Raw genomic sequence first — 19,426 nt, forward strand, 5'->3', positions numbered from 1 at the left:
GCCCCGCGTGAAACGAGCCTCGATGCGACAAGTCGTGGACTTGCGCGGGAAGCAGGAACCAGACAACAAGGCGGCTGCCTAGCTTTAATCAGCTATGCAACAGGTTTGTTTAGGTTCTGGAGAGCGGGTGTTAAATCCCGGCAAGCCGCCGCCATGCCATCACGACGACCCATCCCGCGATCAGCATGTAGGTCGGCGAGAAGCGCAGACCCACCAGCAGTGCCACGGCCATGGCGGCTTTCGTATCCCAGCCGCCAATGAAAAAGGCGGGTGCGACGAGTGTCGTCAGCACGGCCGCTGGTACGGCATTCAGTGCGGCTTCGACACGCGGAGGGATGCGCGTCATCTTGGTGATGAGGATGTAGCCGCCGATGCGCGTGAGGTAGGTCACGACGGCGGCGGCGAAGATCAGCAGGACCATATGCGGATTGAAATCGGTCATACTCAGACCTCGTGATTTTCGGTGACAAGGTCGGGCTTACGGTTCGACTTGACCGTCGGCAGCGCGGCCGCAAGGACAACCCCGGCAAGCGCGCCGATGCTGACGTGCCAGGGCGAGCCCACATAGCGAAAGGCGATGGCGGAGGCGGCGGTGCTTGCGATGACCACGGGCAGGAAATTGTTGCGTTTGCGAAAGCCGATGACGATGCCGAGGAAATAGACGGGCAGCAAAATATCAAGGCCGATCGTCCTGGGATCGCCGATCATGCTGCCAATGAGGCCGCCGACGAAGCTCAGCACCACCCAGGGGACGTACACCATGGCCGCAAAGCCAAGGTACCAGGCAAAGGTAACCTGCTTGCGGCTCTCGCCGCGCTTGACCGTATCGGCAAATTGCGGGTCGACCAGCAGGAAGAAGGTGAAGAATTTTTCGATAGGCGAGAAATGCCTGACATAGCGGGTTATTGCCGCCGAATAGAGCACATGGCGGAAATTGACCGCCAGGATCGACAGCACGATCAGCCATGCCTGGACATTGTGGCCGAAAAGATCGATGCCCACCATCTGGCTGGCGCCGGCATAGACCGTGCCGCTCATCAGGGTCAGCTCGCCGAGCGACATGCCCTGGTCGCGCGCCAGGGCCCCAAACAACGCGCCAAAGGGCGCCGCCGCGAGGCCGACGGGAATACCACCCTTCAACCCCTCAAAAAATTCCGCGCGCCCCATCGTCCGCTCAGTCCTTTATGGAAAACCTTTCGCCCTGTAAGCTGCGCGGTGAGCATCGGCAATTCAATTTCCTTGATAGGACAATTGATTTCGCTGATCTAGCCAATCGATTTTCCCGAGAACCTCGGAGCCTAACCCGTGAAAAAGATTAGCTTTTCGAAAGAGGAAAAGGCCGCGATCGTGGCCCGGATTCAGCGCTATTTCTCCGACGAACTCGACCAGACGATTGGTGCGCTGCCGGCAGAATTCCTGCTCGATTTCTTCACCACCGAAATCGGCCCGCATTTCTACAATCAGGGCCTTAGCGACGCGCATGCGGCGCTGATGGCGAAGATGGAGGATTTCGGCGAGGCGATCTATCTGTTGGAGAAGGAGGTGGCAAGCCACTCGCCGCCGGAGAAGCGGTGACTGAGCTCGGCGTGTCGCCCTCGACCAGCCCCATCAAACTGCAGGCCTCATCCGGAACTGGCTGCGACAATCGAGCCGCCGCAACATAGGCAAGCCAGGCGAGGATGGCCGTAGGTTCCCGCCGCTCGCCCGCGCATAGGCATCCACATAGGCTGTCGCCAGGTCGCGGTCATAACGATGCACATAGCTTCGGTGGACATCTCCAAGGGGGTCTCAGCTTGGGGCATCAAGCCAATCAACGGTGATTGCTCTCCGAAGAGATCCAAGCACATTCCAGGGATGAAAATCGCCGTGAACTTCGAGCGGAAGCGCAACGCTGACGCCGATCGGCGGCATGTCCGGCTATTTTTTCACCACAAACACATGTTCCGCACCCGGAAACGTCCGTGCCTTCACCTCTTGCGCATAGGTCTCGGCCGCCTTTGAAACCATCGGCGCCAATTCGGCGAAATGCTTCACGAAGCGAGGTTTGAAATCGTTGAAGAGGCCAAGCATATCGTCGCAGACGAGGATCTGGCCGTCGCAGGCCGCTGACGCGCCGATGCCGATGGTGGGGATGGCAATCGACTGGGTGATCTCGCGGGCGACTGGCTCCACCGTACCTTCAACGACGAGCGCGAAGGCTCCGGCCTCAGCGATTGCTTTGGCATCCCGTCGGATCTTGTCTGCTTCCTTGTCGGAGCGTCCGAGCGACCGATAGCCGCCGGTGGTGTTGATCAGTTGCGGCATCAGTCCGACATGGCCGAAGACCGGCACGCCACGTTGGGTGAGGAAGGCGACGGTCTCGGCCATTTCTTCGCCGCCCTCCAGCTTGACGCCGTTGCAGCCTGTTTCCTTCAAAATGCGTGCCGCATTGCGAAAGGCCTGTTCTTTCGATTCCTGGTAGGAGCCGAAGGGCAGGTCGACGATGACGCAGGCCTTTTTTGCGCCGCGCATGACGCCCTGACCATGGGCGATCATCATCTCCAGCGTGACGCCCACCGTCGATTCCATGCCGTAGAGAACCATGCCGAGAGAATCGCCGACCAGGAGCAGGTCGCAATGCGGGTCGAGAAGACGGGCGATCGGCGTCGTGTAGGCCGTGAGGCTGACAAGGGGGCGCGTGCCCTTCATCGCTTCGATCTGAGCAGTGGTGGTGCGTTTGGTCTGTCCGATCGTGCTCATCTCAGGCGGCCTTGTGGTTTTCGGTCTGCTTGAGACCAATGACGCGATTGTCCAATAGCCGGGTCGAGCCGACACGGACGAAGAGAGCGACGAGGATGGGTTGGCCCTGCAAGCTCGTCAACGGCTCCAGAGTATCGGGATTGCGGACTGCGGCGACTTCGGGAGTTGCCAGCGGCTCGCTCGCAATAAATGCACGCAGCGATGCCTCGAAATAGGCGGGATCATCGGCGCCCTCAGCATAGAGCCGTTCTGCTTCAGCCAGCGCCTTCGGCACGATGACGGCGGCGGCGCGTTCTTCCTTCGACAGATAGGTGTTGCGCGAGGACAGCGCCACGCCATCGGCATCGCGCACGGTCGGCACCGGCACGATGCGGACCGGTTCGGCCAGATCGTCTACCATGCGGCGGATGATGGCCACCTGTTGATAGTCCTTTTCGCCGAAATAGGCTCTGTCGGGCTGGACGATGTTAAAAAGCTTGGTGACGACCGTGCAGACGCCGGAGAAATGTCCGGGGCGAACCGCGCCCTCCAGTTCCATCCCAAGTTTCGGCACATCGACGAGCGTCGCCATCGGTCGCGGATACATGTCGGTTACGCCGGGCGCGAAGAGGAAGTCGACTTCGCCATCGCGCAGCATGGCGCTGTCGCGCTCCAGGTCGCGCGGATATTTTGCAAGGTCCTCGTTGGCGCCGAATTGCAGCGGATTGACGAAGATCGAAACAACAACAATGTCGTTTTCAGCCCTGGCGCGCGCCACCAGCTCCATGTGGCCGGCGTGAAGATAGCCCATGGTCGGCACCAGGCCGATGCTTTTGCCAGCTCTGCGACAGGAAGCAAGGTGTTCGCGCAATGCAGCTATCGTGCTGATCGTTTCCATGCTGACACTCCTCCACGGACAGGCGCCGCCCAACACCTCTGGGTCTCCCACCCTCTGAATTGGCGGGTCCTTCTAACGTGTGCGGTGCAGAAAAGCAATTCAAGGACGCCTATGGCCCTGGTCCATTTTATCTGTTGCGCATATAGATTAGCGCTTTTCTCAGCTTTTTGATGTTAGCTGCCGCCATGGCAAAGATCATAGCGTTGGCGGCATATTTTTATCAGGCGGCGGTGGCCTTCGGGCTGCTGATCGCCGTCGCGCATTTGCTGTCGCCGGCGGATTACGCAGCCTATTCGCTGTTCATCTCCATCAGCCAGTTTGCGGCGATCTTCTGTTTCGAGTGGGTGCGTTTCGCTTGCAGTCGCTTCTATCCGGGCCAGGCGCCGGGAAGCGAGGCGGCGGAGCGGACAGCATTGACCGCCGAATTTGCCGCTTGCTCCGTGATCTGTCTCGTGGCTGCGGTCGCGTCGACCCTTTTTGCCGTGCCGGCGCAGATCGCCGTGCTCGGGGGGCTAGTGGCGGTCTTTCAGGGTGGTAGCGACCTGCATCTGACCATGCTGCGGTTCCGTCAGGAGTTTCGTGCCTTCTCGCGACTGCAGGGGTCGCGGGCCACTATTCTGGCAGTCGGCACTTTGGCCGGTGCGTCGATCATGCCGAATTTTTCGTCTGCAGTGGCGGGCCTGCTCACCGGCTATATCGCCTATGGTGCGCTGGCAATGTTGTTGACCCGCAACAGCCTGCGCGAGGCGGCCGGTATCGAACTGCCGCTGGTGCGAAAGCATTTTGTCTATGGCAGCGTCGCGGCCGGTGCTTCGGTCATCGGGCTCTTGGCGCCGCTGGGGCTGAAGTCGATCCTGACGGCGGCATTGGGGGCAGGAGGGGCAGCGGGTGCGCTATTGGCGCTCGACCTGCTGCAACGGCCTTTCGTGCTGATAGTCTCGGCTTTGCAGGCCATTCAGTATCCCGATCTGGTCGCAACCTACGACCGCGAGGGGGCGACACCGGCATTCAGACAGCAGCTTGGTGCTTATTATTCGCTGCTGACGGGTTTCACACTGATGACGGCGGCAGGGATCTTTGCGTTGCTGCAACCGATCGGTCATTTCGTCATTGCGCAGGGCCTCCGCGACGGTTTTCTCAGTGCAGCACCGTTCGTCACCGGCCTGTCGGTCTGCCGGGCCTTGACGCTCAACATGCTGCCAACGCCTTCGCATTTGCGCCATCGGCTGCTTTCGATCTTTCTACTGGCGGCGGTGGATTGCGCGCTGCTCAATCTAGGCGCGCTTGCGGGCGGTTCTCTTGCCTCCTTCAGCGACGCCTCGCTGATGGCCGGCGGCATGGTGGGCGCGCTGATGGCAATGATGGTCGGCGTGAAAGTACTGATGGCACTGCCCTTTAATTTCGTCTGGCAGCCGGTCGTGCTTTCCGCCGCCGGACTTGCGGTGCCGGTGTTGGCGACGGCCGGCTTTGATTATTCGCTATGGATTTCGGTTTGCGCTGGGATCGCAGGCGGCGCGGCCTTCTGTCTGCTCGGCCTCTACAGCTATTTCACAAAAATGTTCCGCCGGCAGACTGCGTCTTGAACTAGAGATCTTCCAGCATGGTCAGCACCCGGTCGGCGCTGCGGTCCCACGAGAAACGGGCAACATTCTCACGGCCCCTTTTGCGCAGGTCCTCACGTAACGTTTCGTCACCTGCGATCCGGCGCATCGCCGCAATTAGTTCATCCTGGTGCGTCGGATCAAAATAGAGCGCGGCGGTGCCGGAGGCCTCACGCACGGCGGGGATGTCTGCGGCAAGCACCGGACAGCCCTGCGTCATCGCTTCCAGCGGCGGGATGCCGAAACCTTCATAGAGGCTCGGGAAGACGAAAGCGGTGGCATGGCGCTCGAGGGCGGCGATCTCCGCATCGCTTAGCCGCCCGGGAAAAAGCATGTGATCATTCGACGCGGGACCATCCGATTTGAATACGGTCGGCGCCGTGCCACCGACGACCACCAGCTTCTGATCGGGATCGCCCAGTGCCTCGAAGGCGCGGATGGCGAAATCGAGGTTCTTGTTCGGCTTCATCGTGCCGACCAGCAGGAAGAAGCCGTTGGTTTTGAGGCCCAGGCGTTCGATGATCGTCTCATCCGGCTCGATGGCAGCGAAATGATCGACGGCGTTGTAGACGACATCGATGCCGTCGGAAGGGACATGGAAGACGGAGGCCAGTTCCTTGCGCGAGAATTCCGATACGGTGCCGATCTTGGCGGTGCGGGTCAGCACCGAGCCGAGCGCGCCGTGCAGCAGGCGATAGCTGCGCTTGAAGGATTGGGGATGACGGAAGATCGTCACATCATGGATGACCACGGCCTGGCGGCGATGCAGCAGCGGGCCGCTGCCGCCGAAGCCGATCAGCCGGCCGCCGCGGGAATGCGCAAGCAACGCCGTCTGCTCCCAGACATGGCCAGGACCGGAGCTGAAGGCGTCGACCGATATGGCCGAGAGCCCGATATCGACCGGAGTATCGCGTGGCACGGCCAGCCGCCAGTTGATGCCCTTCAGCGCCGCTGGCACGCTGCCGGCGGCGATCTTACGGTCGAGCGCCAGCGTTAGCTCGCGGGCGAAACGCTGCACGCCCGACAAAGGCTGGCTTAGGAAACGGCCGTTGATGGTGATCGACTGCACGAAAAATGTCCCGATATATCCAATACCGGGAACAGCTTGCGCTATTTTCTTTAGGGAAGGTTTAGCCTGATAGGGGGAATTTTAGGCAAGCGCTTCTTTGCTGTGGATGATGGCGACGCCGCGCGTCCGCATTTCGTTGATCGCGGCCTTGACGCCATCAGGATCGATGCCACGGCTCGCGTCCTCGATAAAGCGGACGGTAACGCCCGGCAGCATTTCAATGGCGTCCAGAGCCGAGAATTTCACGCAGTAATCCGTCGCCAGCCCGCAGAGATCGAGTTCGGTGACACCCTCGGCGCGCAGATGTGCGGCAAGGCCGGTAAGGGCCGCCTGATCATTGTCGCGGAAGGCGGAATAGCTGTCGACGGCCTGGTTCTGGCCCTTCTGCTGGATGAAGTCGATACCATCGATATTCAGGTCAGGGTGAAACATGGCATCTTCGGTATTCTGGACGCAGTGATCCGGCCACATCATCTGCGGCTTGCCGGAGAGCATGCCCATCTCAAAGGGTTTCTTGCCTGGATGGGTGGAGGCGAAACTGCCGTGGCCGGCGGGATGCCAATCCTGGGAGGCGAGCACCATGTCGTATTTGCCGCTATCGATCAGCCTGTTGGCGACAGGCACCACCTGATCCCCGTCGGGCACCGGGAGATTGCCGCCGGGGCAGAAACCGTTCTGGATATCGATCAAAAGCAGCGCTCTCATGGCCCGTCCTTCCGTTTCTGTCGCACTGCAACGATGCCAAGCGTTGCGCCCCGGATCAAGCCTTTTGCGCCCGCGTGACGGTCAGACGGCGCGCGATGGTTTTCCAAAGGTTACGCAGGCTTGTGGCCCTTCAGACCATAGTAGGCGATGTAGGCATAGCAGAGGATCGGCATCAGGAAGGCGAGATGGATACCGACAGTATCAGCAAGCGTACCCTGGATCACCGGCAGAATGGCGCCGCCGACGATGGCAAGGACGAGGATGCTCGAGCCCTGGCTGGTATATTTGCCGAGACCATGGAGGGCGAGACTGAAGATCGTCGGGAACATGATGGAGTTGAAGAGGCCGATCGCCAGCACCGACCACATGGCGACATGGCCGGTCGAAAGCACGGTTACCAGCAGCAGGATGGCGGCGATCACTGCATTGAAGGCCAGCGCCTTGCCATCGTCGACGTGGCGCATGACGAGCGAGCCTATAAAGCGGCCGATCATGGCGCCGCCCCAAAAGTAGGAGACGTAATGGGCGGCATCGGCTTCGGACAGTTGCGCGATGTCCGGCTGGCTCAGGAAATTGACGAGGAAGCTGCCGACGCTGACTTCCGCGCCGACATAGAGAAAGATGCCGACCGCGCCGAGCACGAGGTGGCGATATTGCCATGCCGATCCGCCGCCGCGCATGGGCTCGATCGTCTCCTCGTCTTCAACCTCCGGCAGCTTCAGCGCGGCGAACACGGCGGCAAGCACAAGAAAGGCTGCGGCGAGCAGCAGATAGGGGAATTTCACGGCGCCGGCTTCGGCAAGCCGTATCGCATCGAGCTGCTCCGGTGTCGCATTGGTGGCGGCGACCGTCGCGGCCGATAGGATCAGCATGGCGCCGAGGAGCGGAGCGATGGTGGTGCCGAGCGAATTGAACGCCTGCGTCAGATTAAGGCGGCTTGCGGCGGTGTCCGGCGGGCCAAGCACCGTGACATAGGGGTTGGCCGCGACCTGCAGGATGGTGATGCCGGCGGCGAGCACGAAGAGGGCGCCGAGGAAGAGGGCATAGACGCGGTGGCTGGCAGCCGGGATGAACAGGGCGCAGCCGACGGCGGCGATGACGAGGCCGACGACAATGCCCCATTTATAGCTGATGCGCTTGACCAGCGCGCCGGCCGGCAGCGAGACGATGAAATAGGAGCCGAAAAAGCAGAGCTGGATCAGCATTGATTGGGTGTAATTGAGCTGAAAGACGCTCTTCAGATGCGGGACCAGAATGTCGTTCAGACAGGTGATGAAACCCCAAATGAAAAACAGCGAAGTCAGTGCGACGAGCGCGAATTGATAGCTGCCCTGGCCCTGGTGCGTGGACGCACGACCGCCAGCAGCCGCAGAGCTTGTTGCTATGCCAGCCATTTCATTATCCTCGAATTTTAGTTTTGCCAGGCAAGGGTGGAGTTCCCTTTGGGCATGCCGAACGGCAAGCTGGCAACGGCTTCCTGCGAAAGCGGGGAAGGCGCCGTAACGCGACCCGCACTCCTCGATATAAGCGATTGGTCCGAGATTGGTAGCGTGCTAGCAATGCCGATTGTGCAATGCAGCGATGCGAATGAAGGCGAGGGATGGCCGGAAGCTTTGGTAGATTTGAATTCTCCGGGTATCGCTTCTAGGTCGCCGCTAACGGCACTCACGCTGCCTATCAACTGTCTTCGCCGGCCGGAAAGCGCCTGACGTGATCGATCAGTGCCTCGGTCTTCTCCAGCGCTGAGCGCATTTCAGTTCGCGGGCAATACCTCGTCGACCCCGCTCGAAGCGCCGATAATCAGAAAGACTTCATCCATCGGCATGCCCTCGTCACACCATGAACAACAAGCCAAACGCATCTGCGTCCGTTCGACAAGACCATCCCTATGCCGGCATGCGGGTTACTGCCGACGGCTATGTGCGCCACAATCTGCTGCCGGACGGCCGTTATGACGAAGCGCGCGGCCGGCGCGAAAGCGCCTACCAGGGGCGATATGTAGTTCGCGGCAATCACATCGACTATTGGGACGATACCGGCTTTACCGCCGATGGAGACTTCATGGACGGCGAACTCCATCACGCCAGCATGATCCTATATCGCCACATATTGGGCTCTCAAACAGCGCCACTGCGAGACCGGCATCATTTCGCGGTGGCTTCTCTGTCGCTACCCCGCCGCTGGCATCACAATCATCGCAAGACCGCTATGAAAATGAAGGCGACGACGGCAAGCCCTCCCAATGCTGCGGTAATACTGAGCGACGGCGTGATGCCCATGTTTGCCATGCCGAGCGCCAGAACGAATGGCGCCAGGGCTGACAGGATCAACCGCGCCGCCATCATCTTTCCCTGCAGCTTCCCGTAGCCATCGCTGCCGAAGAGCTGCAGTGGTAGCGTGCCTGTCACTATGCTCAGAAGCCCATTACCCATACCGAATACCACGGCAAAGACCATGGCACCAGGGACGGAGGGGGCGGTCAGAAGAAGGATAAGCGTCCCGCCAGGAATGAGTATCGCAGCAATCACGGCCAAATGGAGCGCTGGCAGGGTCTTGCCAAAGACCATGTTGATAAGGCGGCTGCCGACTTGCGATGGGCCGAACAGTGTCCCGGTCAGGGCGGCGGTAGTCCCCAGCCCTAGGCCGGATAGCAGCGGCACCATGTGCACCAGCACGGCCGAACTGACGAGCGACATCAGCGAAAACCCCATGACCATCAGGCCGAACCCAAGTCGGCGGCGCGCTGGTGCCAGAACGCCTTCTATTCTCGGGTAGGCAGCTGACGACGCCACCCGGCGTGCGGATGCGGCATGCGAAAGCCAAGCATGGATCGGCATGCAGAGGAGCAGATTGATGACCGCAAAGACGAGGTAAACATTCTGCCAAGTCAGGTGCGCGTGCAGCGCGCTGGTGATCGGCCAAAACATCGTCGACGCAAAGCCGGCGATAAGAGTGAGATAGGTGATGCTGCGCGAAGCCACCTGTGGCCGGAGTTGAACGAGAAGAGCGAAGGCCGCCCCGTATTGCACCAAGTTGGCGGCGACTTCGACCGCGATCAGCGCGGCCATGAAGGCTGCCTTGTTCGGCGCATAGGAGCAGGCGACAAGCGCGATGGCAGCAACCGCTGAACCAATCGTCATCATGCGGCCCGCACCGATCTTGTCGAACAAAACCCCTAGCCAGGGTGCCGTCAGACCGCTGATCAAAAGGGCGGCCGACAGGGCACCGAAAACCCATTCGATCGACCAGGCAAAATATGCGGCCATGTCCGGGGCGAGAATGCTGAAGCTGTAATAGAGGGTGCCATAACCGATGATCTGGGTAACGCCGAGCGCCACGACGGCGGCAAGCGGCACGCGTTCAGACAAGGCGCTTGCCTTCGGCGTCGAGAACCTGCTGGCCGTCCTCCTTTGCGAATGGACCCTTGTGGGTGTCCGGCAGGATGTCCAGAACGACCTCCGAGGGCCGCGCCAGACGCGTTCCCAGCGGGCTGATGACAAACGGACGATTGATCAGGATAGGGTCTTTCAACATGGCATCGAGCAATTGGTCGTCAGTCAGATCCAGGTTGTCGAGGCCCAGCTGAGCGTAGGGCGTGCCCTTTTGGCGGATTGCTTCGCGCACGCTCAAACCTGCATCGGCGATCATTTTCACGAGCTGTTCGCGGCTCGGGGGCGTCTTCAGATATTCTATGACCGTCGGCTCGATACCAGCGTTGTGGATCATCGCCAGCGTGTTGCGGGAGGTTCCGCATTCCGGATTGTGATAGATCGTGACGTTCACGGTCATGAGGCTAGTTCCCATGTGTGTGTTGAGATTGAGCGGTGCGCGCTTCCATCAACAGCCAGCTTGAAAGAACGAGCGCGAGGAGACCGCCCAGGACTTCCGCGATGATGAAGCCTGGAAGATCGATCGGACGGATGCCGGCAAAGCTATTCGTCAATGAGCGTGCAATCGCGACCGCGGGATTGGCAAACGACGTGGAGGCCGTGAACCAATATGCGGCGGTTATGTAGAGGCCGACCAACCAAGCGATCGCCTCGGAACGGAACCGCAAGCCGGCAAGAATGACGAAGACGAGGCCAAAAGTCGCCGTGACTTCGGCAAGCCATTGTCCGCCTCCAGTGCGGATGGTTGTCGCGGTCTGAAGCAGCGGCAGCTCGAACATGGCATGCGCGAGGAATGTTCCAAGGATGCCTCCGACGACTTGCGCTGCCGCGTAGGCAAGGGCGAATGTCGCTTTCAGCTCGCGACGCATGGCGAAAACCAGCGATACGACCGGGTTGAAGTGAGCGCCGGAGATAGGCCCCAGCAAGGTGATCAGCACCACGAGGATCGTCCCCGTTGCAAGCGTATTGGCAAGCAGCGCGAGCGCGGTGTCAGCCGTCAGCCTGTCCGCCATGATGCCCGAGCCGACAACGGTGGCGACCAGAAAGGAAGTGCCGAGAACCTCCGCTGTCAGCCGGCGCGAGAGCGAGAAAGGGGTCATCGTTTCAGATCCATGGCCATGAGGGCGGCAGAGGCAGGGCAGATGCTTGTTGCCTGGCGCGTCGCCAGGATGGCATTCGGGGCGGCATCACGCTCGATCTCCTCGAAGCCACAGGCCTTAAAGAAGGGAGCGGCAGTATCGGTCAGCAGATAGGCCGCGCTTGCCCCACCATCACGCGCCTTGTCGAGGAGTTTCTGCATGACCGCCTGACCAATGCCTCGGTCGCGATGGCCCGGCAGCACGACGAAGGAGCGCAACAGCGCGCTCGCCTCGTAAAGTTCGATCCCGCCGAAGGCAACTGTTGTCCTGCCCATCGAGAAGCGGAAAAACCGACGGCCGTCTTCAGTCAAATCGTCGGTGGGAAGGCGAGCATCTGCCAGGGCTTCCCGCAATTGCGGTGCGTTCGCTGCGATCGCGTCCATCCAAATGTCAGGGTCGGTCATCGGACACATCCCTCATCGGGCGGGCAGCAGGTTGGCGCAGCCTTAACGGGCGCGCAGATCTCTGGATGGCCGCCACAGCAGTCTTCCATCAGGAAGCGCACGAGGCCGCCAAGCGCGTCGTAATTTGCGGTGTAGATGATCGAACGGGCCTCGCGTTGCTGGCTTACGAGGCCTGCGTGATCCAATTCCTTAAGGTGAAACGAGACGTTCGACGGCGACACGTCAAGTTTCTCCGCAATCGACCCAGCCGCCATACCTTCAGGGCCAGAAACGACAAGCATGCGGACGATCTGTAGGCGCGTCTCCTGGGAGAGCGCACCGAACGAGGCGAGGGCTTGACGTTCGTCCATAATTCAATAATCCTTGAAATGTTGAAACGAGGAGTACCTCAAATGAACGCGATCGACAAGACCCTCTCCGAGGATATCAGCCTTGGCCTGTTGCTCGACAGCTTGGCAGCTTCCGAAGATCTCCCCTTGGTGTTCCACTATGATCGCCAGCCGGTAAAGCCGGGCTATCATGTAACCGAAGTCAAAGCCGGGCAGTTTTCCGCACTCGATTGCGGCGCTAATCCGGAAGCTTGGTCGGAGATCTTCGTGCAGCTCTGGGATATCGAGGAAGACGACCGCAGGCACATGCCGGCGGGCAAGTTCGCAGCGATCATCCGCAAGGTGTCCGACCATGTGCAACTCGACCGATCGGCGCGGCTGACCTTTGAGGTCAGCGATGGTGTCCGCCCGATGCAGCTTTATTGCGCCGCTGTCCCGAGCGTTCAAGGCGGGGCTGTGCACGTGGACCTGGCCCCCCGTGCGGCGAGTTGCAAACCACGCGATCGGTGGCTGGCGGAGCAAACCCAATCTACGTCCTGCTGCGCTCCGACCAGTGCGGGCAAATGCTGCGGCTGAATTCGAGGACGCCGGCTTTAGGCCGACGGCGGAAAATCAAGCGAAAGCCGTGTAGCCGTCAGCTCCTTGATTAAGCAATCTACGATTGACAAATGGCGGCGAGGCCATAATCTGCGTGCAGCCCTTGTGATCATCCGCTTTACGGAGACGAGGATATGCTGGTGCCGTCGTCCTTGATGCAGAAATGGCCAAGCACATGAGATGGCTGCTGCTCGTCGGTCTTGCCGTTTGCATGCAGGCCTCCGCGGCGAGCGCCGGGACGCTCGACACGCTGCGGGAGCGCGGAACCCTGCGCATCGGCTACGTTGTTGACGAAGCGCCGTTCTCCTCCAGCAAGCCTGACGCAAAACCGACAGGATATGCCGTCGACCTCTGCGGCAAGGTCGCTGACGAAATCGAACATGTGGTCCCGCAGGTGAAGCGCGAATACGTCGAGATGACGCTCGCCAATGGCTTCGATAGCGTCAAGAGCGGTCAGGTGGACCTGCTTTGCGGCGCAGTCACCGTTAATCTGGAAAGGCGGGAAATCGTCGACTTCTCGCAGCCAATCTTCCTGACCGGAGCGAGCGCGCTGCTCCGCAGGGACTCGCCCGACTATCTGCAATCCCTTTTCCTGGACAAGCCCGCTCCTCGAGCCGTCAGCCAGAATCTCGCGTCCACCAGCGTCATCGGCGTGCGCGCAAACACGACGACGGACGCGATTTTGCGTAAGGCGCAAAGCACCGAGATATCGAAGACACGGATTGCCGATTTCAATACGCATGAGGAAGGGCTCAAGGCGCTGGAGGAACACAAGATCGACGCCTATTTCGCTGATCAGGTGCTGCTCATGAGCCTCGCCAAGCGAGCGCACAATCCGTCCTCGCTAGAGGTAGGCGATCGTCTGTTCACGCATGAACCCTATGCAATCGCCCTCAGGCGCGACGATGGCGATTTCCGCCTGGTGGTCGACCGCGCCTTGACGGATTTCTATCTGTCGGACGGTTTTCTGCCACTGCTCCAAACCTATTTCGGAAGCGACGCGCCGATGCTGCACACGCAGATCATGATGGAGCATGTGCCCTAAAGCGCATCACGATCTCTAGGATTCGTCGTTGCGCTTTAGGTTCTTGATCTTGCGCCTCTCGTTGTCGCAAAACCATTGCGCAGTTTTGTGCGACATGCCCTGGCGGCGGCATAGAGATGCCATGGCACCTCAGCCTCGCCTGGCGGCTTCGATGGCCCTGACGTCGATCTTGCGCATGGTCATCATGGCATCAAAAGCACGTTTGGCTTCATCGCCGCCTACAGCGAGCGCTTCCATCAGCACGCGCGGCGTGATCTGCCAGGACACACCCCACTTGTCCTTGCACCAGCCACATTCGCTTTCCTGGCCGCCGTTGCCGACAATGGCGTTCCAGTAGCGGTCGGTTTCTTCCTGATCGTCGGTCGAAATTTGAAACGAGAAGGCTTCGCTGTGCTTGACCCCGGAGCCGCCGTTCAGGCCGATACAAGGAATGCCCGCAACGGTGAATTCGACAACCAAAGCGTCTCCCTGCTTACCGCTCGGATAATCTCCAGGCGCGCGCATGATCGCGCCCACTGCACTGTCCGGAAATGTTTCGGCATAAAAGCGGGCGGCGGCTTCAGCATCTTTGTCATACCACACGCAGATCGTGTTCTTTGCCATTGCGTAGTCCCTTCGCTCGTGGATCCCCTCTTGAACTAAGAGGCAATCCGTTTTTCGCCAGCCCATGTCGGCCATTTTACTTGGTCAATAGCGAAGCGCCGCCGATGCTCGAAGCGTGCGCTTTGCGGCCAAGCGGTGCCGTCGGCACCACTCACGCCCGCTCCACAAACCCATCCAGCACGCGCTTTTGCCCGGCCTTATCAAAATCAATCGTCAGCTTGTTGCCCTCGATCTCAGAAATATTGCCGTTGCCGAACTTCATGTGGAAGACCCGGTCGCCGACCGCGAAGCGGGAGGGCTCGGAGGAGGTGGATTTGGCGACAAGTTCGCCGTCGATGGTGCGGGTTCTAGGGCCACTTTCGCCGTAGCCGATGCGTTCCACCGCGTGGCCGGAGCGGGAGCCCCAATTGTCGCGGGTTGCGTCCGTCTTGTTGGCTTGCGCACGTTTCCAGCCGGGGGTGGAATAGGTATTGGCGAAGGGATCGGCCTTGTCGAAGCGTGACTGGCCATAGCCGCCGCGACCGTAACCGCCGTAGGATTGCTCCATCTCGGCGACTTCGACATGCGTCTCTGGCAATTCGTCGAGGAAGCGGGAAGGGATGGTCGATTGCCAGAGGCCATGGATGCGACGGTTAGAGACGAACCAGATGTGGCAGCGGCGCTTGGCGCGGGTGAGGCCGACATAGGCGAGGCGGCGTTCTTCCTCCAGGCCGGCACGGCCGCTTTCGTCGAGCGAGCGCTGGTGCGGAAACAGTCCTTCCTCCCAGCCGGGCAGGAAAACGGTGTCGAATTCCAGGCCCTTTGCCGAGTGCAGCGTCATGATCGAGACGGCGTCCAGATCCTCGTTCTGCTCGGCGTCCATGACGAGGGCGACATGCTCAAGGAAGCCGCGCATGGATTCGAAGCTTTCCATCGAGCGGATGAGTTCCTTGAGGTTTTCCAGGCGCCCCGGTGCTTCCGCGGATTTGTCGTTCTTCCACATGTCGGTATAGCCCGACTCTTCGAGTATCTGTTCGGCAAGCTCGGTATGCGGCGTGTTTTCGAGCAATCCCTGCCAGCGTCGGAAAGATTGCACGACGTCGAACAGCGCCTTGCGCGCCTTCGGCTTCATCTCGTCCGTCTCGATGATGTCGGCGGCTGCCGCCAGCATCGGAATATCGCGGACACGGGCATAGTCGTGAAGCGCGCGCACGGTGGTATCGCCAAGACCACGCTTGGGCGTATTGATGATGCGCTCGAAGGCGAGATCGTCGGCCGGCTGGCAGACGAGCCGGAAATAGGCCATCGCATCGCGAATTTCGAGGCGCTCGTAAAAGCGCGGGCCGCCGACGACGCGATAGTTGAGGCCGAGCGTGACGAAACGGTCTTCGAATTCGCGCATCTGGAAGGAGGCGCGCACGAGGATCGCCATGTCGTTGAGATTGTGCTTGTCGCGCTGAAGCTGCTCGATCTCTTCGCCGATCGCGCGGGCTTCCTCCTCGGAATCCCAGGAGGCGTGCACCTGCACCTTGATGTCGTCGGGATTGGAACGGTCGGTGAACAGCGTCTTGCCGAGCCGGCCCTCATTATGGGCGATGAGATGTGCAGCGGCGCCGAGAATATGCTCGGTGGAGCGGTAGTTGCGCTCCAGCTTGATCACCTTGGCGCCAGGAAAATCCTTCTCGAAGCGCAGGATGTTGTCCACTTCCGCGCCGCGCCAGCCGTAGATCGACTGATCGTCGTCGCCGACGCAGCAGACATTCTGCAGTTCGCCCTTCGGGCGCTGCGCCAACAGACGCAGCCACATATATTGCGCGGTGTTCGTGTCCTGATACTCGTCGACGAGGATATAGCGGAAACGCTGGTGATATTCCTTCAATACATCCGGATTTTGCCGGAACATATTGATCGGATGCAGCAAAAGGTCGCCGAAATCGCAGGCATTCAGCGTCTTCAGGCGGGCCTGATAGGCGCTATAGAGTTCGCGGCCCTTGCCATTGGCGAAGGCGCGCGCGTCGCCTTCGGCAACATCGGCCGGGCCGAGGCCTTTGTTTTTCCAGGTGTCGATCATGCCAGCGAATTGCTTGGCGGGCCAACGCTTGTCGTCTATCCCCTCCGCCTGGATCAATTGCTTGATCAGGCGCACGACATCATCGGTGTCGAGAATGGTGAAACTAGAGGAGAGGCCGACGAGCTCTGAATGGCGGCGCAGCAGCTTGACGCCGATCGAGTGGAACGTGCCGAGCCAGGGCATGCCCTCGACGGCGCCGCCGACCAGCAGCGTAATGCGCTCCTTCATTTCGCGCGCAGCTTTGTTGGTGAAGGTGACGGCGAGGATTTGCGACGGGAAAGCGCGGTTGGTCGACAAGATATGGGCGATGCGCGTCGTCAGCACCCGCGTCTTGCCGGTGCCGGCGCCCGCAAGCACCAGAACCGGTCCATCCAGCGTCTCCACTGCTTCAGCCTGTTCCGGATTGAGGCCGGCGAGATAATCTGGCCGGCGGCCGCTATCGCGCGCCGCCATGGCGCGGGCCGCAATACCGCCACCGGCGGGGCCAGGTGCGGGTGCTGGCCGGCGCGGAGCAAGTCGCTCCGGCTCCTCGTCAAAGAAGGGAATATCGTCATGTCCGATGGTCATGCGGCTCAATGTAATGATTCTGCCCTGAAAGGCAAAAGAAACGGCCCGGAAATAGAACAAAAAGTGCACATTCTTTCGTGCAAAAGCCTATTGAACAGTTCGCCCCGCACATATTTGCGACCGTTCACCAGTGGATGGCGCGAAGGTCGCCAAGCTTAGGGCCGCGCAATGATCACAATCACAGCATGATGGATCATTTCTGGGTTCAACGAAGGTTTGTGGTGAATAATACGTTTCGATTATCGCTTTATTAAGCATGCTTGATAATCATAGGTGCCCGTAACCGCTCGAGTTCAGGCGTTGTTTTTGCCGGGCTCATCGTTCGCCGACACGCTCGGCCCGCGCGCATGAATGCCCGCGGAATGGGTTCCAATGTCTCCTTGTATTTGTTGCGTATTATTGCGTTCGGAGTTCATGTGTCGTGAGTATTTTTTCGACCTTCATAAGGGTTAGCTCCCCTGTCAACACAGCCCTTGAAGTCCTTAGAAACACGCAGGCCGATCTCAAAGTCGCGCAGCGTCAGATGTCGTCCGGACTGCGCGTGCAGACGGCCAAGGACAACGCCACCTATTGGACGATCTCGACATTGACGCGCTCCGACATCGGCGCTGTCTCGGCGGTACAGGATGCACTCGGACTTGCCGCTGCCACGGTCAGCACCGCGTCCACGGGTATCAACAGCGCCATCGACATCGTAACTCAGATCAGATCGAAATTGGTGACCGCCTATGAGGGCAGCGTCGACAAGACCAAACTCAACGAGGAAATCAGCCAGCTCAAGGACCAGCTTCGCAGTGTCGGCGGTTCGGCGAGCTTCAACGGCGTCAACTGGGTCATGCTCCAGGATGGTGAGGACCCTACCGAGCCACATCGCATCCCGGGCTCGCTCATCCGCCATACCGATGGCACGATTTCGATCGGCATGCTGAATTACGACGGTGTCAGCTCGACCAGCGGGCCCATGGTGTCGACGGATGCACGATATCTGATCGACGATCGATCAAGCGGCACCGGCGGCTATGGCGTGCTCACCTCCACTGCCTTCGCAACTGAGGCGGGAGCAGCAAAGAACTATGTGCTGATCACCAGCAAGCACGGCGACACGAGCGGACAGGTGGAAATCTCGCTCGACGCCAATACGACGCAGGGCGGGTTGACGGATATGGTCAATACCGTCACAGCCATGCTGCATCAACTGAACACGATAGGATCGGCCTTCGGTTCGTTGGAGACGCGCGTCAGCCTGCAAAACCAATTCGCCAGCGATCTCAGTGATTCGCTCACCAGCGGCGTCGGCAAGCTGGTCGATGCCGACATGGAGAAGCAATCAAGCCGGGTGTTGGCGCTGCAAACTCAGGAGCAACTGGGGCTGCAATCGCTGTCGATAGCCAATGCAAGCTACGATACGGTCAGACAGCTTTTCCAAAATCTCTGATCGCGCAAGGCCATGAATTTAAAGGGAAATCGGCGGAGATCGGCTGGGTGGGCGCTATTTCCCCGAAGCGGTTGGTTTCGAGGAAAGGCGCTCTGGCACTATGGCGGCAGAGGCCGTCGGCATCTAGACGCATATTCCATTTCATCATATTGCCGCATTGCTTCATATCTGCTGCGGACCATCGAACCGGAGAGCGACGATTCTATGATCAAGAAATTTGCCATCCTTGCCGTCTCGGCAGCCTTTCTCAATGCATGTACGACAACCGACCCCTATACGGGCGAGCAGAAAGTGTCCAATACCGCCGGCGGGGCTGCGATCGGCGCCGGTGTCGGCGCAGTTGCCGGCCTCCTCATCGGCCATTCACCGGCCTCGCGCCGCAATGCAGCGCTGATCGGCGCCGGTGTGGGCGCTCTCGCGGGCGCGGGCATCGGCAATTACATGGACCAACAGGAATCCGAGCTGCGTGCCCAGTTGCAGGGCACCGGCGTTTCGGTCACGCGCGTCGGCGACCGCATCATCCTCAATATGCCGTCGGCCATCACCTTCGACATTGACCGGGATGCGATCAAGCCGGAATTCTTCCCGACGCTGAATTCGGTCGCCATCGTGCTTCGCAAGTTCAACCGCACGCTGATCGATGTCAACGGCCACACGGATTCGACCGGCAGCCTGCAGCATAATCAGGATCTGTCCGAGCGCCGTGCTGGTTCGGTTGCCAACTATCTCGGCAGCCAGGGCATCGACCAGCGACGCGTGTCTGCCGTCGGCTTCGGCCCGAGCCAGCCGGTCGCCACCAACGCCACCGAAGCCGGCCGCGCGCAAAACCGCCGCGTCGAAATCCAGATCGCGCCTATCACTCAAAGCTGATCCGAGA

The 19,426-nt window shown here is 60.2% G+C and carries 20 protein-coding genes and 1 pseudogene; 7 read left to right on the forward strand and 14 right to left on the reverse strand.

Features of this window, described 5'->3' with window-relative positions:
* Positions 1–130 precede the first annotated feature (130 nt).
* Positions 131–442 carry an AzlD family protein gene (locus PY650_RS24790; protein ID WP_285882249.1) on the reverse strand — a complete coding sequence of 104 codons (312 nt, stop codon included), beginning with the start codon at positions 440–442 and terminating at the stop codon, positions 131–133.
* A 2-nt stretch (positions 443–444) separates the two neighbouring features.
* The gene (locus PY650_RS24795) at positions 445–1,167 is read right to left on the reverse strand and encodes an AzlC family ABC transporter permease (protein ID WP_285882250.1); all 723 of its coding nucleotides are present in this window, start codon (positions 1,165–1,167) and stop codon (positions 445–447) included.
* Between the two features lie 138 nt (positions 1,168–1,305).
* Here PY650_RS24795 and PY650_RS24800 point away from each other — a divergent pair, with 138 nt between their 5' ends.
* Complete coding sequence (locus PY650_RS24800; protein WP_285882251.1) at positions 1,306–1,575, forward strand: DUF2164 domain-containing protein; 270 nt, start codon at positions 1,306–1,308, stop codon at positions 1,573–1,575.
* A 342-nt stretch (positions 1,576–1,917) separates the two neighbouring features.
* On the opposite strand, the gene panB is transcribed toward PY650_RS24800, so the two are convergent.
* Positions 1,918–2,739 carry a 3-methyl-2-oxobutanoate hydroxymethyltransferase gene (gene panB, locus PY650_RS24805; protein ID WP_285882252.1) on the reverse strand — a complete coding sequence of 274 codons (822 nt, stop codon included), beginning with the start codon at positions 2,737–2,739 and terminating at the stop codon, positions 1,918–1,920.
* 1 nt (position 2,740) lies between these two features.
* Complete coding sequence (gene panC / locus PY650_RS24810; RefSeq protein WP_285882253.1) at positions 2,741–3,616, reverse strand: pantoate--beta-alanine ligase; 876 nt, start codon at positions 3,614–3,616, stop codon at positions 2,741–2,743.
* Positions 3,617–3,801: 185 nt separating this feature from the next.
* Here panC and PY650_RS24815 point away from each other — a divergent pair, with 185 nt between their 5' ends.
* The gene (locus PY650_RS24815) at positions 3,802–5,199 is read left to right on the forward strand and encodes a polysaccharide biosynthesis protein (protein ID WP_285882254.1); all 1,398 of its coding nucleotides are present in this window, start codon (positions 3,802–3,804) and stop codon (positions 5,197–5,199) included.
* Position 5,200: 1 nt separating this feature from the next.
* On the opposite strand, the gene PY650_RS24820 is transcribed toward PY650_RS24815, so the two are convergent.
* From PY650_RS24820 to fucP, 3 genes are all read right to left on the reverse strand, one after another.
* Positions 5,201–6,286, reverse strand: coding sequence for a glycosyltransferase family 4 protein (locus PY650_RS24820; RefSeq protein WP_285882255.1), 1,086 nt, complete (start codon positions 6,284–6,286; stop codon positions 5,201–5,203).
* An 81-nt stretch (positions 6,287–6,367) separates the two neighbouring features.
* Positions 6,368–6,991 carry a bifunctional nicotinamidase/pyrazinamidase gene (pncA, locus tag PY650_RS24825; RefSeq protein WP_285882256.1) on the reverse strand — a complete coding sequence of 208 codons (624 nt, stop codon included), beginning with the start codon at positions 6,989–6,991 and terminating at the stop codon, positions 6,368–6,370.
* A gap of 110 nt (positions 6,992–7,101) precedes the next feature.
* Positions 7,102–8,385, reverse strand: coding sequence for an L-fucose:H+ symporter permease (gene fucP / locus PY650_RS24830; RefSeq protein ID WP_285882257.1), 1,284 nt, complete (start codon positions 8,383–8,385; stop codon positions 7,102–7,104).
* 445 nt (positions 8,386–8,830) lie between these two features.
* On the opposite strand from fucP, the pseudogene PY650_RS24835 reads away from it, so the two are divergent.
* A pseudogene (locus tag PY650_RS24835) lies at positions 8,831–9,094 on the forward strand (Atu4866 domain-containing protein); the annotation flags it as partial.
* An 89-nt stretch (positions 9,095–9,183) separates the two neighbouring features.
* Here the strand turns inward: PY650_RS24835 and arsK are convergent.
* From arsK to PY650_RS24860, 5 genes are read right to left on the reverse strand one after another with little or no spacing between them, the layout of a single operon-like run.
* Entirely contained in the window at positions 9,184–10,359 is a 1,176-nt protein-coding gene (gene arsK, locus PY650_RS24840; RefSeq protein WP_285882258.1) for an arsenite efflux MFS transporter ArsK, read from the reverse strand.
* Positions 10,352–10,780, reverse strand: a complete 429-nt coding sequence (gene arsC, locus PY650_RS24845) for an arsenate reductase (glutaredoxin) (protein WP_285882259.1) — start codon at positions 10,778–10,780, stop codon at positions 10,352–10,354. The genes arsK and arsC overlap by 8 nt, the downstream gene beginning before the upstream one ends.
* 4 nt (positions 10,781–10,784) lie before the next feature.
* On the reverse strand, positions 10,785–11,480 hold the full coding sequence (locus tag PY650_RS24850; protein WP_285882260.1) for an aquaporin: 696 nt from the start codon (positions 11,478–11,480) through the stop codon (positions 10,785–10,787).
* On the reverse strand, positions 11,477–11,923 hold the full coding sequence (gene arsN2 / locus PY650_RS24855) for an arsenic resistance N-acetyltransferase ArsN2 (protein ID WP_285882261.1): 447 nt from the start codon (positions 11,921–11,923) through the stop codon (positions 11,477–11,479). Before arsN2 ends, PY650_RS24850 begins: the two co-directional genes overlap by 4 nt.
* Positions 11,920–12,273 carry an ArsR/SmtB family transcription factor gene (locus PY650_RS24860; RefSeq protein ID WP_285882262.1) on the reverse strand — a complete coding sequence of 118 codons (354 nt, stop codon included), beginning with the start codon at positions 12,271–12,273 and terminating at the stop codon, positions 11,920–11,922. Before PY650_RS24860 ends, arsN2 begins: the two co-directional genes overlap by 4 nt.
* A 42-nt stretch (positions 12,274–12,315) precedes the next feature.
* Between PY650_RS24860 and PY650_RS24865 the strand changes: the two genes are divergently transcribed.
* Both PY650_RS24865 and PY650_RS24870 read left to right on the forward strand, forming a co-directional pair.
* Positions 12,316–12,828 carry a DUF6428 family protein gene (locus PY650_RS24865; RefSeq protein WP_285882263.1) on the forward strand — a complete coding sequence of 171 codons (513 nt, stop codon included), beginning with the start codon at positions 12,316–12,318 and terminating at the stop codon, positions 12,826–12,828.
* Between the two features lie 184 nt (positions 12,829–13,012).
* Positions 13,013–13,894, forward strand: a complete 882-nt coding sequence (locus PY650_RS24870; protein ID WP_285882264.1) for an amino acid ABC transporter substrate-binding protein — start codon at positions 13,013–13,015, stop codon at positions 13,892–13,894.
* A gap of 129 nt (positions 13,895–14,023) precedes the next feature.
* On the opposite strand, the gene PY650_RS24875 is transcribed toward PY650_RS24870, so the two are convergent.
* Both PY650_RS24875 and PY650_RS24880 read right to left on the reverse strand, forming a co-directional pair.
* On the reverse strand, positions 14,024–14,497 hold the full coding sequence (locus PY650_RS24875; protein ID WP_285882303.1) for a VOC family protein: 474 nt from the start codon (positions 14,495–14,497) through the stop codon (positions 14,024–14,026).
* Between the two features lie 151 nt (positions 14,498–14,648).
* A complete protein-coding gene (locus PY650_RS24880; RefSeq protein ID WP_285882265.1) occupies positions 14,649–17,114 on the reverse strand; it encodes an ATP-dependent helicase in 2,466 nt (821 codons plus the stop codon).
* A 421-nt stretch (positions 17,115–17,535) separates the two neighbouring features.
* Between PY650_RS24880 and PY650_RS24885 the strand changes: the two genes are divergently transcribed.
* Both PY650_RS24885 and PY650_RS24890 read left to right on the forward strand, forming a co-directional pair.
* Positions 17,536–18,549: a flagellin N-terminal helical domain-containing protein gene (locus PY650_RS24885; RefSeq protein WP_285882266.1), complete on the forward strand. Its 1,014-nt coding sequence runs from the start codon at positions 17,536–17,538 to the stop codon at positions 18,547–18,549.
* Between the two features lie 204 nt (positions 18,550–18,753).
* Complete coding sequence (locus PY650_RS24890) at positions 18,754–19,419, forward strand: YiaD family glycine zipper/OmpA-like lipoprotein (RefSeq protein WP_285882267.1); 666 nt, start codon at positions 18,754–18,756, stop codon at positions 19,417–19,419.
* Positions 19,420–19,426 lie beyond the last annotated feature (7 nt).

The sequence above is a fragment of the Martinezella calliandrae genome (assembly GCF_030272695.1).
In the GTDB taxonomy this organism is placed as follows: Bacteria; Pseudomonadota; Alphaproteobacteria; order Rhizobiales; family Rhizobiaceae; genus Rhizobium; species Rhizobium calliandrae.

Coding starts and splice junctions, on each gene's coding strand:
- arsN2 (WP_285882261.1), bottom strand. CDS start 11,923: ATGACCGACCCTGACATTTGGATGGACGCGATCGCAGCGAACGCACCG.
- arsC (WP_285882259.1), bottom strand. CDS start 10,780: ATGACCGTGAACGTCACGATCTATCACAATCCGGAATGCGGAACCTCC.
- PY650_RS24865 (WP_285882263.1), top strand. CDS start 12,316: ATGAACGCGATCGACAAGACCCTCTCCGAGGATATCAGCCTTGGCCTG.
- PY650_RS24890 (WP_285882267.1), top strand. CDS start 18,754: ATGATCAAGAAATTTGCCATCCTTGCCGTCTCGGCAGCCTTTCTCAAT.
- PY650_RS24870 (WP_285882264.1), top strand. CDS start 13,013: ATGGCCAAGCACATGAGATGGCTGCTGCTCGTCGGTCTTGCCGTTTGC.
- PY650_RS24815 (WP_285882254.1), top strand. CDS start 3,802: ATGGCAAAGATCATAGCGTTGGCGGCATATTTTTATCAGGCGGCGGTG.
- PY650_RS24850 (WP_285882260.1), bottom strand. CDS start 11,480: ATGACCCCTTTCTCGCTCTCGCGCCGGCTGACAGCGGAGGTTCTCGGC.
- PY650_RS24860 (WP_285882262.1), bottom strand. CDS start 12,273: ATGGACGAACGTCAAGCCCTCGCCTCGTTCGGTGCGCTCTCCCAGGAG.
- PY650_RS24790 (WP_285882249.1), bottom strand. CDS start 442: ATGACCGATTTCAATCCGCATATGGTCCTGCTGATCTTCGCCGCCGCC.
- panC (WP_285882253.1), bottom strand. CDS start 3,616: ATGGAAACGATCAGCACGATAGCTGCATTGCGCGAACACCTTGCTTCC.
- PY650_RS24795 (WP_285882250.1), bottom strand. CDS start 1,167: ATGGGGCGCGCGGAATTTTTTGAGGGGTTGAAGGGTGGTATTCCCGTC.
- pncA (WP_285882256.1), bottom strand. CDS start 6,991: ATGAGAGCGCTGCTTTTGATCGATATCCAGAACGGTTTCTGCCCCGGC.
- PY650_RS24880 (WP_285882265.1), bottom strand. CDS start 17,114: ATGACCATCGGACATGACGATATTCCCTTCTTTGACGAGGAGCCGGAG.
- panB (WP_285882252.1), bottom strand. CDS start 2,739: ATGAGCACGATCGGACAGACCAAACGCACCACCACTGCTCAGATCGAA.
- fucP (WP_285882257.1), bottom strand. CDS start 8,385: ATGGCTGGCATAGCAACAAGCTCTGCGGCTGCTGGCGGTCGTGCGTCC.
- PY650_RS24875 (WP_285882303.1), bottom strand. CDS start 14,497: ATGGCAAAGAACACGATCTGCGTGTGGTATGACAAAGATGCTGAAGCC.